This is a genomic window from Streptomyces sp. Mut1, assembly GCF_030719295.1.
Taxonomy (GTDB): Bacteria; Actinomycetota; Actinomycetes; order Streptomycetales; family Streptomycetaceae; genus Streptomyces; species Streptomyces castrisilvae.
In genome coordinates this window covers 1,963,059-1,977,745 of the sequence record NZ_CP120997.1, presented here as the reverse complement: position 1 = coordinate 1,977,745, position 14,687 = coordinate 1,963,059, and the positions used below count along the sequence as shown (strand labels likewise).

Sequence of the window (14,687 nt, the reverse complement as noted above, 5' to 3'; positions counted from 1 at the left end):
TCGCTGCCGATTCCATACGGACCGCCGATTTACGGATACGTAGAAAAAGGCAGAGTCGGTCAGAAGGTCAGAAACGCGCTGCCGCGTTCGTCCCTCCGTACGGCCAGGTGTCCACGGTCGCGGCAGGCCAGTCGAAGACCCAGCCGGGGCGCAGGCCGCGCGCTCCCCAGCCGTCCGGGCGCCGGCGGGGGAGCGGGAAGCCCGCCTGCTGCGCGGCGGCGGCCGTGTCGCAGGTCTCGCGGGCGATGCGGAGGGCGTCCGACCAGGTGTCTGCCGGCCCCGTGAAGATGTGCAGCCCACGCTCCTCGGGTGGTCCGGAGTTCGTTATGGGGACATTGACCTGGTAGTAGACCTGGGGCATGGCGCCGTCTCCTCGGTCACTGCGGAGGGTTGCGTTCCTTGGTGACCGCTCGGCTTCGTGCCCGTGCGGTCGCTGACCGGCCTCCGCCAGCGTACGAAGCCGCCCGGTTCCCGAATATCCGGAACGGTCAATCACCCATACGTATCCCGGGCCATCGGCTGAGCCCCTGGGTGCGCCGGGTTTTCTGCGTATACGTGAATCCGCCCTCCTGATGTAACGACGAGCCCGACTCCTCTAGGGTCCGGGGCGGGCGGTACCGCTGGGCGTGACCCGAGTTCCGAAAGGGCATCAGGTGACGCCCTTTCGCTTGATTTCTATTCAACAGGAATGCCACGGACTCTGTTAAGAAAGATTCCCGCTGCACGCGTATTGAAATCCCTTCGATCGCTGGGCAATAGTTCCGTTCGCGGCGAGTCGATGACTCTCCGCCAGCCAGAAACCGCCTTCGCCGGACGGCGCGTTGTTCGTGCATTCCGGTGTACACCCCCCTTGAGTTTCTGGCTGCCATCAGAAGGGATCAACGTGCGTAACTCCCGTAAGTACCGCATGGCAGCGCTGGGCATCGCGCTCTCGGCCTCGGCAGTCCTCGGAACCCAGACCCTGGCCCAGGCACAGGAGACGGAGTCCGCCCCCCGCTACCAGCCCGAGATGGTCCGGGCGTTGGCCGCCTCGCTCGGTGTGAGCGAGAAGGCCGCGACCGAACGGCTGGACCGGCAGAGCGCCCAGCAGGCCAGACTGGCCGCGCTCACGAAGAGCGGCATAGCCGACGACGGGGCCTTCTTCGACGGCTCGGGCAAGCTGACCGTCAACGTCGGCGACAAGGCCGAGGCGGCCGAGGTGGAGAAGGCCGGCCTCACGGCCCGGGTGCCCGTGCGAGGGCAGGCGGCGCTCGACGAGGTCAAGTCCCGGCTGGACGCCCTCGCCGCGAAGAAGGTCCCCTCCGGAGTGGCTTCCTGGTCCGTGGACCTGGCCGCCGACAAGGTGACCGTCAAGGTCAACAACGACCGGGGGGCCGCCGCCAAGGCGTTCCTCGCCAAGGCCGCCGAACAGGGCGCGGCCGTCGAGATCGTGCGCGGCCAGGAACAGCTCGAAGCCAAGGCCGCGATCTACCCCGGCAGCAAGATGACGCTGAACAACACCACCGGCTGGTGTTCCGTGGGCTACGGCGCCCACGACAGCTCCGGCAGGCAGTACCTGGTGAGCGCGGGGCACTGCGTCGTGAACACCCTGCGCTACGACGGCACGGCCTTCGCCCAGGGCTACAACACCCGCTACAGGCTCGGCAGCAACAGCGTCGACATGGGCATCGCGACCCTCAACTCCGGCCACTCGATCGTCACCGCCGTGGGCACCTGGGGCCAGGGCAGCACCTCGACGATCGCCGTCAAGGGCGGCAACCGGGCGGCCGTCGGCTCCGCGCTCTGCAAGTCCGGTGCCACCACCGGCTGGACCTGCGGTTCGATCACCTCGTACAACAACACCGTCACGTACGTCGATCTCAACGGAGGCCCCGACACGGTGATCACCGGACTGGGCGCGTCCAGCGTCTGCGTCGAGGGCGGTGACAGCGGTGGTGCGTACATCTCCGGCAACCAGGCCCAGGGCATGACCTCCGGCGGCCCGACCAACCAGCAGTGCACCGGCGGGGTCAACTCCCGCGGTTCCTCGTACTTCCAGCCCCTCAGCGACGCCCTCCAGTACTACGGGCTGACGCTCAACACCAACTGATCACATCCGGGGCAGGCAGGGCCGGGGGTCGTTCGCGCAACAGGGCGGGCGGCCCCCGGCCGCTTGCCGAGGGGACGACCCCGGCCCTCGGGTCCAGAACCCCCGGCTCCCGTCCGAAGACAGTCCCTCCACCGCTGGAAGACGCCATGGCGAACGCTCCCCGCACCGACGACCCGGACACGTTGTTCGCGACCACGTTCAAGACGGCTCTCCAGCGGCGTGAGCTGTCATTGGAGGTGGTACGCGATCATCTCAAGTCGCACGGAATCACCCTCAGTGTCGCCACCCTCAGCTACTGGCAGAGCGGCCGCAGCCAGCCGGAGAGGTCGCAGTCCCTGCGCGCCGTCGACGCCCTGGAGCCGTTCCTCGGCCTGCCGGGTGGCGCTCTGCGGTCCCTGCTGCGGCGCCGGCCGCGCGGCTGGGTCCCACCCCACGACCCGGCCGCCGTACGTGGCGTCTACGGCGAGAACTCCGACGTCGAAAGGGCCCTCGGCGACGCCTTCCCGCACCTCAACGCCGGCCTGCGGCGGCTGGTCGTCCACGAGGCGGTCCGCGTCAACGAGCACCGCCTCGTGGACGAGGTACGCGTCACCGTCGCGGTCAGAGCCGCCCGCACCAACGCGCGCCACCTGACGGTCGTCCATACCCTGGACGCCGCGAAGGACAACGCGTTCGACGTCACCGTTCCCTCGGGACCGCCTCCGCGCACCTGGTTCCGGCCGGAGCCGAACTGTGTGGTCGCCGAGATACCGCTCGGCCGCCCACTGGCCAGAAACGAGACCGCTGTCGTCGAGTACACCGTCCGTACCGCCGCGACCGGGGGCGTCTCCCACCAGCACGAGTCCCGCGTCACCACCCCCTTGCAGACCTACCTGCTCCAGGTCCGCTTCCACCCCTCGGCCGTGCCGGCGACGTGCTGGCACTACTACCGCAGACACCTCGGCGCCGAGCCCAGCCGGCAGCTCGCGGCCCTCGACGGCCTCCACACGACCCATCTGCTGCCGATGAAGTCGGCACCGGGCGTCCACGGCGTCGAGTGGCGCTGGCCGGACTGAACACCCGCGGCCCACGCCTCTGCCCCTGCCTCTGCCTCCGCCTTGGTACGGTGCGGGCCCGGCGGGGCGAGGTGCCCGGCGCGCCGTCTCCGCACCTTCCGGAAGAACGAGAGCGAGGGTGATGACGTGATCGAGACGCGTGGTTCCGCTCTGCGGCTCCTGGCCCGCACCCTCACGGGCGAGCGCGCCGAACCGGTCCTGCTGTACGTCGAAGGTGCCGCCGGCGAGGGGAAGAGCCACCTGCTCCAGGCACTGGCCGGCCTGCCCGGGACGCCGCACACCGTGCGGTGGCGGTGCGGAGCCGACGCCGGGCCGCCCGGCGAGGACGGCACCCTGCGGGCACCGGCCCTGTGGCTGGTGGACGACGTCCACCGGGCGGACGAGGAGGAACTGCGGTGGCTGCGCCGCGTCCTCGGTGAGCTGGGGCCCGGCTCGGCCGCCGCCGTGGCCTACCGGCCCGAGGAACTGCCCGTACCCGGAATGCCGTTGGGCGGCACGCCGATGACGTACCCCTCGCGGCTCAGGTTGCTCCGGCACCGGCTGACGCCCTGGGACGAGGCACGCGTCCGCCGGGCCGCCGACGAGGCGCTGAACGGGCCCTGCACCGCAGAGGCGGCGCGCAGACTGCACGAGCTCAGCGGCGGCGTGCCCCGGGTGGTCGTCGACCTCCTCTCCGCACTGAGGGAACGGCAACCGGCGTTCACAGGCACGGCGGCCGAGGTGGAGGCGGCCGGGGTACCGACCCGTCTCGCGGAACTCGTACTGAGCCGTACGCACGCGCTGCCCCCGGAACACCGGCCGGTGGTCTGGGCGGCCGCCGTCCTCGGCGCCCCCGCCCACCGGGACGAGCTGATCGCGGTGTCGGGGCTCGGACCCGGGGCGGGAGCCGGTGCGCTGCTCGCGGCTCTGGAGAAGGCGGCCCTTGCGGAACCGGCCGAAGGCCACTACGGCTTCGCCGTCCCGCTGGCCGCCCCGGCCGTTCGGGCCCGCGTGCCCGGCCCCGTCCGCCAGGACTTGCACGGCCGGGCCGCGGGCGTACTGCGCCGCAGACAGCCCGTGCCCTGGGCGGAAGTGGCCGAACACCACCGGGCGGCCGGCGATTCCGGCAGATGGCTGGCGGCGGTGGAGAAGGCGGCCGAGGCCGCGGCGGCGGCCGGCCTGCACCAGCAGGCCGTCACCCTGCTGGAGAGGACCCTGGCCATGCCTGGCCCGCCCCCTCGGAGCCGGGCCCGTCTCGCGCCGCTCCTCGCCCGCAGCGCGGTGACCGGGCTGCGCTCGGACCAGACCGTCGAGGTGCTCGCACAGCTCGTGCGCGACGCGTCCCTGCCCCCGGCGATCCGTGGCGAGCTGCGGCTCGACCTGGGCCTGATGCTGGCCAACCAGATGGGCCGGGGGCCCGAGGGACACCAGGCACTGGAGATCGCCGCCGCCGAACTGCGCGAGGTCCGGCCGGGCCTGGCCGCCCGCGCCATGGCGGCACTGTCCAGTACGTTCGTGCCGGGGAACCACATCGAGGCCGGCCGGAAGTGGCTGGCCGAGGCCGTCTCCGTCGCGGACGCCGACGGGGACGAGGCCATGCGCACAGCGGTCCTCGCCAACCGGGCCGACCTCGCCCTGAGCTGTGCCGACCCGGGGGCGTGGGAGCTGGTCGAGGAACTGTCCGGGAAGGACACGGACCCCGCGTGCGCCCGGCAGGCGGCACGCGGCCTGTGCAACGCCGCGAACTCCGCGGTCTGGCTCGGCTTCCACGACCGGGGGGAGGAACTGCTCGCGGAAGGACTGGATCTGGCCGCACGCAGTGGTGCGCCCTACCAGGAGCACACCGCGCTGGGGGCGCGGCTGCTCCACGAGTGGTGGACCGGCCGGTGGCAGGGGCTGGCCCAGCGGTGCGAGGACTTCGTCGCGGCGACCGCCGACATGCCGTTCCTCGCCTCCGACGCCTACGTCGTGCGCGGACTGCTCGCCCTCGCCGAGGGGGACTGGGGCGAGGTGGGGCCCTGGCTGTCCCAGCGCGGGGCCGCCCGGGCCGGGAGCCTTCCCGTGCCCCTGGCCGCGACGACGGCCGGAGCCGCGATCCGCCTCGCCCTGGCCCGCCAGGAGGTGGAAGCCGCGGCGGAACAGGCGCGCGCCGCCTGGACCGCCCTTGCCGGGAAGGGGGTGTGGACCTGGGGCTGCGAACTCCTGCCGTGGGCTGTGGAAGCGGTGGCCCGCGCGGGCGACGAAACCGCGGCGCACGCCATGGTCCGGGTCTTCTCCCAGGGCCTCGGCCGGCGTGACGCGCCCGCCGCGCAGGCCGCGCTGATCCGGAGCAGAGCCGTTCTGGCCGAGACGGCGGCGCTCGCCCGGGAGGAGCCGGACGAGCTTTTCCCAGCCGCCGCGCTCTACCGGCAGGCCGCGGCGGCGTTCGCGGCCATGGCCCGCCCCTACAGCCGGGCACTGACCGCGGAGGGCGCCGCGCGCTGTGTCCTCGCGGCGGGCACCGACGCGCCCGCCGGGCCGGCCGAACAGGGCGGGGACACCGCCACACCGCCGGAACCCGGCTCCGGCCGCCTCTCCACCCTGTCGGCGGTGGCTGAGCTGGAGAGCTGCGCCCGGACCTTCACCGAGCTGGGCGCCGGATGGGACGCGGCGCGGGTCAGGGCCCTGCTGCGCACACAGCGGCCGGTGAAGAAGGGCCGCCCTCCCGGCCGCCCCTCGCACGCCGACGAACTGTCCCCGCGGGAAGCGGAGGTGGCTCAGCTCGCTGTGTCCGGCCTGACCAACCGGGAGATCGCCGCGACCCTCCATCTGTCGCCCAGGACGGTGGAGCAGCACATCGCCCGCGCCATGCGCAAGACCGGTGCGCTCTCCCGCCGCGACCTCGCCGACCGGCCGGCCGCGGCACGTCCGCCCCATCCGCGCGGCGGGCCGGCTCAGGGCGCGGGAGACCTCCGCCGAGCCGGCGCCGGGAGCGCGTAGCCGGCCGGCTTCCCCCTGGGCGTCCTCCCGGTGCGTCTGCCGGTCAGGGGGCAGGCCGGCCGGATACGGCCTTCGCCAGTCGCGCCAGGCCGAGGAGGCGGCGTTGCAGGGAGGCCGGTTGGAGCATCCCGTCGAACCGTACGGTCAGCATCCCGTCCTCCAGATCCCAGCCGTCCAGGTTCAGCCGGCGCGTCATGAGGCGGATCCCCTCCGTCACGAGCGCGTGGGCGCGGTCGCTGTCGCTGTCGTCGGAGACGATCTCGTAGCGGCGGTCGAACAGGTCGGGTTTCTGTGCCGCGGGGGCGGAACCGCCGCGCCGGAGGGTCACGTACATCGTCGGCGTGTCCTCGATGTGGTGCACGGGCAGCAGATGGGCGAGGAGGGACTGGCGCCGGGCGCCTCCGAACGCCATCGTCTCCCGGGCGACCGCCCAGATGTCGACGTCCTCGGTGCGCCGATGAGCCAGCATCAGGACCCGCACACCGCCTCGGGTGTTGTGACGCACCGGCTCCGGAAGGGCGGAGGCGTCCTCGATGACGCGCCAGCCGGCTTTCGTCGCCCGTGCCTTGCGGGTTTCGTCCGCCTCCGTGGCGGCCTCGTTCTGGTGCCGGATGCTCGGGACCAGGACGAAGAGCGCGACGGCCGGGATCGCGAAACATGCCAGAGCCACGATGGCGATAGTGACCATCGCCTAGTGCTACCCCCTTCGGGCGGACCCCAACCCCCTTGTCCGGGAGGCGACTTCGGCAGGGGTGCGATGACGGGACGCAACTGGGCCGCGATGCCTGGGCGCAGCCCGGAGGTGTGCTCGACCGGTATTTCGCTGTCGTACCGAAGGCGGGTACGAGAGGCTGTCCACGAGCGGACGGCGGTCGAGTGGCTGCCCCCGGACGAGGTGGCCGACCAAGAGGGCAGGCATGGCGCGGACCGGCGGTGTTCAAGTGTGGCGGCGGCCTTTCGAGGGCCCGGGGCCCGGGTCCGTGGCGGGCCGGGCCCGGCCGCCGGGACTGCGGTGGGAGGCCGGTGCCCGCACCTTCGAGGGCGCGGAGGGCGTGCGGTGAGCGCCGGGGCCGAGCCTCGGATCGCGTTGCTCGGAGGCGGGTTCTCCGCCGACGACGACGGGTTGCTGGACGACTGGGTGCTCGGGCAGGTGGCGAGTCCGCGGCCACGGGTGTGCTTCGTGCCGACGGCCAGTGGTGATGCTCCCGAGTACATCGCGCGGTTCCACCACGCCTTTCGGACGCGCCCCTGCGAGCCCGGTGTACTGGATCTGTTCCGGCGGGAATTGGACGACGACGCCCTGCGCGCGTTCCTGCTCTCTCAGGACGTCCTTTACGTGGGCGGCGGCAACACCGCCAACCTGCTGGCCGTCTGGCGTACGCAGGGAGTGGACCGGCTGATGCGCGAGGCGTACGAGCGCGGAGTGCTGCTGTGCGGGATCAGCGCGGGCGCCAACTGCTGGGCCGAGGGCTCGCACACCGATTCCTTCGGGCCGTTGACCCATCTTCCCGACGGGCTGGGCCTCCTGCCCGGATCCGTCTGCCCGCACTACGACAGCGAGCCGGGCCGCCGCCCGTCCTACGGGGCCGCGGTGGCGGCCGGTGTGCTGCCGGCCGGGTGGGCGGTGGAGGACGGCGCCGGGGCGCTCTTCGGCGACGGCGGGCGGCTGGTCGAGGCCGTGGCGCGCACGGACCGGGCCCGGCTGTACCGGGTGGAACCCGACGGGCACGGCGGCGTCCGGGAGCGTGCCCTGCCGTGCCGGCGGCTCGGGACGGGGGCGCGCACGGTTGCTGACTAATCGTCAGATCCGTGTCATGCTGCGCCCCATGGCGGGCGGAGAGAAACGCGTCGTACCCGATGTGCTGGCCCCGGCCCGGCTGGGGCCGCTGAGGTTGCGCAACCGGGTCATCAAGGCGGCCACCTTCGAAGGGGCCGCCCCCGAGGCACTCGTGACGCAGGAGCTCATCGACTACCACCTGCGCCCCGCCGAGGGTGGTGTCGGGATGACCACCGTGGCGTACTGCGCGGTGTCGCCGGAGGGGCGGACCGAGCGGCGGCAGGTGTGGATGCGGGGCGAGGCGCTGCCCGGGTTGCGGAGGCTGACCGAGGCGGTGCACGCCACCGGGGCCGCGGTCTGCGCTCAGCTCGGGCATGCCGGGCCGGTGGCCGACGGGCGGTCCAACGGGGTGGCCTCCCTCGCGCCGATGGGCGGGTTCAACGCGCTCAGCATGCGCCGCAACAAGGCCGCCACCGCCGAGGACATCGCCCGGGTGGTGACCGCCCACGCCGACGCGGCGCTGCTCGCGGCCGAGGCGGGGTTCGACGCGGTGGAGATCCATCTCGGCCACAACTACCTGGCCAGCGCCTTCCTTAGCCCCCGGCTGAACCGGCGTACCGACGCCTACGGCGGGTCCCTGCGGGCCAGGGCGGCCGTGGCGCTGGACATCGCGCGGGCCGTACGCGAAGCGCTGGGCGACCGGCTCGCCATCACCGCGAAACTGAACATGAAGGACGGGGCGCCCGGCGGGATCACCGTGGAGGAGAGCCTTCAGGTCGCCCGCTGGCTCCAGGACGACGGCAGCGTCGACGCCCTCGAACTCACCGCGGGCAGCTCCCTGCTCAACCCCATGTTCCTCTTCCGGGGCGACGCCCCCGTCACCGAGTTCGCGGCCAACTTCCCGCTCCCACAACGCGTCGCCATCCGGGCCCTCGGGCGCGCGTTCTTCCGTACGTACCCCTACCGGCCGCTCTATCTGCTGGAGGACGCCCGCCGCTTCCGGGCCGCCCTGGAGCTGCCGCTGATCCTCCTCGGCGGGATCACCGACCGGGAGGGCATGGACCGTGCCATGGCCGAGGGCTTCGACTTCGTCGCCATGGCCCGCGCCCTGCTGCACGAACCCGACCTGCTGCGCCGCATCGCCGGCGACGCGGCAACCGTGTCCGGCTGCATCCACTGCAACCGCTGCATGCCCACCATCTACACGGGGACCCACTGCCCACTGGTATAGGGGTGTTGGCCCTGGACTGGGCGTTGTCGGTCACCCACAATGATGTGGAGATCACGTGCCCCACCGGCCGGCCGACGGGGGACCGCCGAGGCCGTGACCGGGGGAATGGGGGAGGGACACGATGTACGCGGTCCTCACACTGCTCGGGCTGCTCCTGGGCGCGATCGTCCTTCTGATCGCGAAGCTCACGTTGCAGCAGCGCCGACGCCGTACGGAAAACTTCGACGGCCAGCAGATCGAACGGCACCACAGCGCGGAGATACGAGACATCCGCGCCGCCAACAGGTCGATCGCCGTCCACAACCGCCTCGTGGACGGCGGCAACGACTACCGGCCCCGGAAGCGCTGAGCGGATCTGGGGTAGTCTTTCGCATCCCCGCACGGGGACATGGCCAAGGAGGTGGGACCCATTACCGCTGTATCGACCCGGGTGCTCACCCCCAGCGATCGCGTGGCCGACCGGACCTGACCGGCTGCGGAGCACCCCTCGGCGTTCCTCCGAAAGGCTCCGCACCATGCCGGTCCCCCTGTCACCGCCCGCTCTCTCCGTCCTCGTCGCCACCCTGCGTGCCGCCGGCTGTGTCTTCGCCGAGGACGAGGCCGCGCTCATCGCCGCCACCGCCGCCGGCCCCGCCGAACTCACCGCCATGGCGGAGCGCCGCGCCGCCGGTCACCCCCTGGAACACGTCCTCGGCTGGGCCGAGTTCAACGGGCTGCGGATCGCCGTGGACCCCGGCGTGTTCGTACCCCGCCGCCGCACCGAGTTCCTGATCGGCCGGGCCGCCGCCCTCGCCCCCGACCCGGCCGTCGTCGTGGACCTGTGCTGCGGCTCCGGCGCGCTCGGCACCGCGCTCGCCGCCGCCCTGGACCGCGTCGAACTCCACGCCGCCGATGTCGAGCCCGCCGCCGTACGCTGCGCCCGGCGCAACATCGGGGACCGGGGCCGGGTTTACGAGGGCGACCTCTTCGCCCCCCTGCCCGGCACCCTGCGCGGGCGGGTGGACGTGCTGCTCGCCAACGTGCCGTACGTACCGACCGGCGACGTCGCCCTGCTGCCCGCCGAGGCCCGCGTCCATGAACCGCTCGTCGCCCTCGACGGCGGCGGCGACGGCCTCGACGTCCTGCGCCGGGTCGCCGCCGAGGCCCCCCACTGGCTGGCCCCGGGCGGCAGCCTTCTCGCCGAGACGAGCGAGCGGCAGGCGGAACGCGCCGCAGGGGTCCTGGCGGACAGCGGGCTCGTGGCGCGCGTCGACTCCTGCGAGGAGCGGTACGCGACCGTGGTGACGGGGACCAGGACGCCGATCGCGGCCGGATGACCGCCGGCCCCGTGGATCACGACGCCCGGTGAGACCGGAACGGTCCTCGCGAAGCCCCTGGTACGGGGAACGGCGGCCCGGGAGACGCGGGCGGACCACCGCCACCCGCGCGCTCCGAATCCGGGGGCGGAGGGCTAGGCTCGGGAGGCCGGAAGCTGATCGGGCGGCGAGCGGGAGAGCGCGGAATGACGATGGTGCCGGGGCGCAGGAGCAGTACGTTCACCCGACTGCTGCGGCACGGTTTCACCGACCCGTCCGCCGCCGAGCGGCTGCTCGACCTGCCCGGCCTCTCCTCCGTACGCTCCGACTCCGTGCTCCTCGACGCGCTCGGGGCCACCGCCGACCCCGATCTGGCGCTGCGCGGCCTGGTCCGGCTGGTCGAGGCCGAGGAGGCGGACCAGCGGCAGATCCTGCTGGACACCCTGGTCACGGCGAAGCCCCTGCGGGACCGGCTGCTCGGGGTGCTCGGGGCGTCGGAGGCGCTCGGCGACCACCTGGCACGCCACCCCCGCGACTGGCAGGTTCTCGTCACGTACGAGGCCACCGACCTGCACCCCGGGGTCACCGAGTTCGAGCAGGAGCTGGCCGGGGCCGATGATCCGGACGAGCTGCGCGCCGGCTACCGGCGGTGCCTGCTGTCCATCGCCGCCCGGGACGTCTGCGGCACCACCGACGTCGCCGAGACCGCCGCCGAGCTGGCCGACCTCGCCACCGCGACCCTGCGGGCCGCCCTGCGCATCGCGTCGGCGGCGGCCCCCGACGATGCCGCGCGGTGCCGGCTCGCGGTCATCGCGATGGGCAAGTGCGGCGGCCACGAGCTGAACTACGTCTCCGACGTCGATGTCATCTTCGTCGCGGAACCCGCCGACGGCGCCGAGGAGAACAAGGCCATACAGGCCGCCACCCGGCTCGCCGCGCACCTCATGCGGATCTGCTCCGACACGACCGCCGAGGGCACCATCTGGCCCGTCGACGCCAACCTCCGCCCCGAGGGCCGCAACGGGCCCCTGGTCCGTACGCTCTCCTCGCACCTCGCCTACTACCAGCGCTGGGCCAAGACCTGGGAGTTCCAGGCGCTCCTCAAGGCCCGGCCGGTGGCCGGGGACACCGCGCTCGGCGCCGAGTACGTCGAAGCCGTCTCGCCGCTCGTCTGGCAGGCCGCCGACCGCGAGAACTTCGTCCCCGACGTGCAGAAGATGCGCCGCCGCGTCGTGGACACCATTCCCGCCGACCGCGTCGACCGGGAGCTGAAGCTCGGCCCCGGCGGGCTGCGGGACGTCGAGTTCGCCGTCCAGCTGCTCCAGCTCGTCCACGGCCGCAGCGACCCCGCCCTGCGCAGCGGATCGACCCTGAAGGCGCTGGGGGCGCTGGCCGACGGCGGTTACGTGGGGCGCGTGGACGCCGTACAGCTGGACGACGCCTACCGGTTCCTGCGCGCCATGGAACACCGCATCCAGCTCTACCGGCTGCGCCGCACCCATCTCGTTCCCGACGACGAGCCGGACCTGCGCCGCCTCGGACGCTCCCTCGGACTGCGCACCGACCCCATCGCCGAGCTCAACCAGGCCTGGCGGCGGCACGCGTCCGTGGTGCGACGGCTGCACGAGAAGCTGTTCTACCGGCCGCTGCTCGACGCCGTCGCCCAGCTCGCGCCCGGCGAGTCCCGGCTCAGCACGAAGGCCGCCACCGCCCGGCTCGTGGCCCTCGGCTACGAGGACCCGGCGGCCGCCCTGCGGCACCTGGAGGCCCTGTCCTCCGGGGTCTCGCGCAAGGCCGCCATCCAGCGCACCCTGCTGCCGGTGCTGCTCGGCTGGTTCGCGGACTCCGCCGACCCGGACGCCGGACTCCTCGGCTTCCGCAAGGTGTCCGACGCGCTCGGCAAGACCCCCTGGTACCTGCGGCTCCTGCGCGACGAAGGGGCCGCGGCGGAGAACCTCGCCCGGGTCCTGTCGGCCGGCCGGCTCGCCCCCGACCTGCTGCTGCGCGCCCCCGAGGCCGTCACCATCCTCGGCGACCCGCACGGCCTCGCCCCCCGCAGCCGCGCACACCTGGAACAGGAGGTGCTGGCCGCCGTGGGCCGCGCCGGCGACGCGGAGTCGGCCGTCGCGGTGGTGCGCGGGGTGCGCAGGCGCGAGCTGTTCCGCACGACGGCCGCCGACCTCATCGGCTCCTACGGCACGGAGGACAGCCCCGCCGAGTCCGACCCGGGCGCCCTCGTCGACCGGGTCGGCGGCGCCGTCACCGACCTGAACGCCGTCACCATCGCCGGGGCGCTGCGGGCCGCCGTCCGCGCGGAGTGGGGCGACACCCTGCCCACCCGGTTCGCGGTCATCGGCATGGGCCGCTTCGGCGGGCACGAGCTGGGATACGGCTCCGACGCGGACGTCCTGTTCGTCCACGAGCCGCGCGAGGGCGTGGACGAGCAGGAGGCGAGCCGGGCCGCGAACCGGGTGGTCTCCGAGATGCGCCGGCTGCTCCAGCTGCCCACCGCAGACCCGCCCCTCATCATCGACGCCGACCTGCGCCCCGAGGGCAAGAGCGGCCCGCTGGTGCGCACCCTGAAGTCGTACGGGGCGTACTACCGGCGCTGGTCGCTCGGCTGGGAGAGCCAGGCCCTGTTGCGGGCCGAGCCGATGGCCGGGGACCTGGACCTGGGCGCGGACTTCGTCGCGCTGATCGACCCGCTGCGGTATCCGAAGGACGGGCCGGGGGAGGACGCGGTCCGCGAGATCCGGCGGCTCAAGGCCCGCATGGAGTCCGAGCGGATGCCGCGCGGCGCGGACTCGACCCTCCACACCAAGCTGGGGCGGGGCGGCCTGAGCGACGTCGAGTGGACGGTCCAGCTGATGCAGATGCAGCACGCCCGGTCGGTCCCCGGCCTGCGGACCACCCGCACCCGCCAGGCACTCGCCGCGGCGTGCGCGGCGGGCCTCATCCCCGAGGACGACGCCCGGACCCTGGACGAGGCGTGGGTCCTGGCCACCCGGGTCCGCAACGCGGTGATGCTCGTACGGGGCCGGCCAGGCGACACCTTCCCCTCGGTCCCGCGCGAGCTGACCGCGGTGGGCCGTTACCTCGGGTACGAGGAGGGGCACGTGGGCGACATGCTGGACGACTACCGCCGCATCACGCGGCGGGCGCGGGGGGTTGTGGAGGAGCGGTTCTACGGGGGGTGAGGCGCGGGCTCGCGGGGCGCTGCCCCACACCCCGCTCCTCAATCGCCGGACAGGCCCTAGTGGCGGGTCGCCGCCGCCTCGCGCGGCTGCGCCGACAGCGCGCTCAGCCGTGGTCTGCGCCCCGTCTTCGGCGCGATCCGCTTCGGCAACCGGTGCGGCAGCGACCCGTACCAGGCGTACGACACCGCGTAACCGAACGCCAGGCAGGCCACGCCGCCCACCGCGTCCAGCCAGAAGTGGTTCGCCGTCGACACGATGACCATCAGGGTCACCGTCGGGTAGAGCAGGCCCAGGACGCGCGCCCAGGGGGCCGAGGCCAGGGCGAAGATGGTGAGGCCGCACCACAGCGACCAGCCGATGTGCATCGACGGCATCGCCGCGTACTGGTTCGACATGTTCTTGAAGTTGCCCGACGCCATCGAGCCCCAGGTCTGGTGGACCAGGACCGTGTCGATGAAGTTGCCGCCGTTCATCAGGCGGGGCGGCGCCAACGGGTACAGGTAGTAGCCGACGAGCGCGACCGCCGTGGTCGCGAACAGGGCCAGCCGCGCTGCCGCGTACCGGCCGGGGTGTCTGCGGAACAGCCACACGAGCACACTGATGGTGACGATGAAGTGCAGGGTCGCGTAGTAGTAGTTCATCGACACGATGAGCCAGGACACCGAGTTCACCGCGTGGTTGACCGACTGCTCGACCGCGATGCCGAGGAACCGCTCGACCGACCACAGCCAGTCCGCGTTGGCCAGGGCGGCGGCCTTCTGCTCCGGGACCGCGTTGCGCACCAGCGAGTACAGCCAGTAACTCAGTGCGATGAGCAGGATTTCGAACCAGAGCCGGGGCCGCCGGGGCGACCGCGGGGAGCGCAGTCGTGACACGACGTGGCCGAATGGTCTCTCGACCGCTCTGCCGATCCCGTGCGCGCGACCGGATTGCTTCGTGTTCGCCTCGGGAGCCGCCTCGTTCACGATGGGTGACGGGGTGGCCTCCGTGCGGCCTTCCTGTCGTTTCACGCTCAATTCACCCATAGGCACAGAGTCTGCCAGATTTGCCCTCTCCGCCCGATGATCCTCCGGCGGGGCGCGAGT

At 72.9% G+C, this 14,687-nt stretch carries 11 protein-coding genes; 8 read left to right on the top strand and 3 right to left on the bottom strand.

What is annotated here, in order from left to right; genetic code table 11:
• Positions 1-67: 67 nt before the first annotated feature.
• On the bottom strand, positions 68-361 hold the full coding sequence (locus P8A18_RS08350; protein ID WP_306053162.1) for a hypothetical protein: 294 nt from the start codon (positions 359-361) through the stop codon (positions 68-70).
• A gap of 522 nt (positions 362-883) precedes the next feature.
• Between P8A18_RS08350 and P8A18_RS08345 the strand changes: the two genes are divergently transcribed.
• The 3 genes from P8A18_RS08345 (at position 884) to P8A18_RS08335 (ending at position 6,102) form a co-directional block, all read left to right on the top strand.
• The gene (locus P8A18_RS08345) at positions 884-2,089 is read left to right on the top strand and encodes a S1 family peptidase (protein ID WP_445978190.1); all 1,206 of its coding nucleotides are present in this window, start codon (positions 884-886) and stop codon (positions 2,087-2,089) included.
• A 146-nt stretch (positions 2,090-2,235) separates the two neighbouring features.
• The gene (locus tag P8A18_RS08340; RefSeq protein WP_306053161.1) at positions 2,236-3,144 is read left to right on the top strand and encodes a hypothetical protein; all 909 of its coding nucleotides are present in this window, start codon (positions 2,236-2,238) and stop codon (positions 3,142-3,144) included.
• Between the two features lie 126 nt (positions 3,145-3,270).
• Entirely contained in the window at positions 3,271-6,102 is a 2,832-nt protein-coding gene (locus tag P8A18_RS08335; RefSeq protein WP_306053160.1) for a LuxR C-terminal-related transcriptional regulator, read from the top strand.
• A 43-nt stretch (positions 6,103-6,145) separates the two neighbouring features.
• On the opposite strand, the gene P8A18_RS08330 is transcribed toward P8A18_RS08335, so the two are convergent.
• Positions 6,146-6,790, bottom strand: a complete 645-nt coding sequence (locus P8A18_RS08330) for a hypothetical protein (protein WP_306053158.1) — start codon at positions 6,788-6,790, stop codon at positions 6,146-6,148.
• Positions 6,791-7,159: 369 nt separating this feature from the next.
• On the opposite strand from P8A18_RS08330, the gene P8A18_RS08325 reads away from it, so the two are divergent.
• From P8A18_RS08325 to P8A18_RS08305, 5 genes are all read left to right on the top strand, one after another.
• On the top strand, positions 7,160-7,900 hold the full coding sequence (locus P8A18_RS08325) for a Type 1 glutamine amidotransferase-like domain-containing protein (protein WP_306053156.1): 741 nt from the start codon (positions 7,160-7,162) through the stop codon (positions 7,898-7,900).
• Positions 7,901-7,928: 28 nt separating this feature from the next.
• Positions 7,929-9,110 carry an NADH:flavin oxidoreductase gene (locus P8A18_RS08320; RefSeq protein WP_306053155.1) on the top strand — a complete coding sequence of 394 codons (1,182 nt, stop codon included), beginning with the start codon at positions 7,929-7,931 and terminating at the stop codon, positions 9,108-9,110.
• Between the two features lie 121 nt (positions 9,111-9,231).
• Positions 9,232-9,459: a hypothetical protein gene (locus P8A18_RS08315; RefSeq protein WP_306053154.1), complete on the top strand. Its 228-nt coding sequence runs from the start codon at positions 9,232-9,234 to the stop codon at positions 9,457-9,459.
• A gap of 166 nt (positions 9,460-9,625) precedes the next feature.
• On the top strand, positions 9,626-10,426 hold the full coding sequence (locus P8A18_RS08310) for a putative protein N(5)-glutamine methyltransferase (RefSeq protein ID WP_306053152.1): 801 nt from the start codon (positions 9,626-9,628) through the stop codon (positions 10,424-10,426).
• 185 nt (positions 10,427-10,611) lie between these two features.
• Positions 10,612-13,602 carry a bifunctional [glutamine synthetase] adenylyltransferase/[glutamine synthetase]-adenylyl-L-tyrosine phosphorylase gene (locus tag P8A18_RS08305; protein ID WP_306053151.1) on the top strand — a complete coding sequence of 997 codons (2,991 nt, stop codon included), beginning with the start codon at positions 10,612-10,614 and terminating at the stop codon, positions 13,600-13,602.
• 56 nt (positions 13,603-13,658) lie between these two features.
• On the opposite strand, the gene P8A18_RS08300 is transcribed toward P8A18_RS08305, so the two are convergent.
• Entirely contained in the window at positions 13,659-14,567 is a 909-nt protein-coding gene (locus tag P8A18_RS08300) for a phosphatase PAP2 family protein (protein ID WP_306060758.1), read from the bottom strand.
• Between the last annotated feature and the right edge of the window lie 120 nt (positions 14,568-14,687).

Excerpts from the sequence above, each read along its gene's own strand:
- P8A18_RS08315 (WP_306053154.1), top strand. The coding sequence starts at position 9,232 with ATGTACGCGGTCCTCACACTGCTCGGGCTGCTCCTGGGCGCGATCGTC.
- P8A18_RS08320 (WP_306053155.1), top strand. The coding sequence starts at position 7,929 with ATGGCGGGCGGAGAGAAACGCGTCGTACCCGATGTGCTGGCCCCGGCC.
- P8A18_RS08350 (WP_306053162.1), bottom strand. The coding sequence starts at position 361 with ATGCCCCAGGTCTACTACCAGGTCAATGTCCCCATAACGAACTCCGGA.
- P8A18_RS08340 (WP_306053161.1), top strand. The coding sequence starts at position 2,236 with ATGGCGAACGCTCCCCGCACCGACGACCCGGACACGTTGTTCGCGACC.
- P8A18_RS08305 (WP_306053151.1), top strand. The coding sequence starts at position 10,612 with ATGACGATGGTGCCGGGGCGCAGGAGCAGTACGTTCACCCGACTGCTG.
- P8A18_RS08310 (WP_306053152.1), top strand. The coding sequence starts at position 9,626 with ATGCCGGTCCCCCTGTCACCGCCCGCTCTCTCCGTCCTCGTCGCCACC.
- P8A18_RS08330 (WP_306053158.1), bottom strand. The coding sequence starts at position 6,790 with ATGGTCACTATCGCCATCGTGGCTCTGGCATGTTTCGCGATCCCGGCC.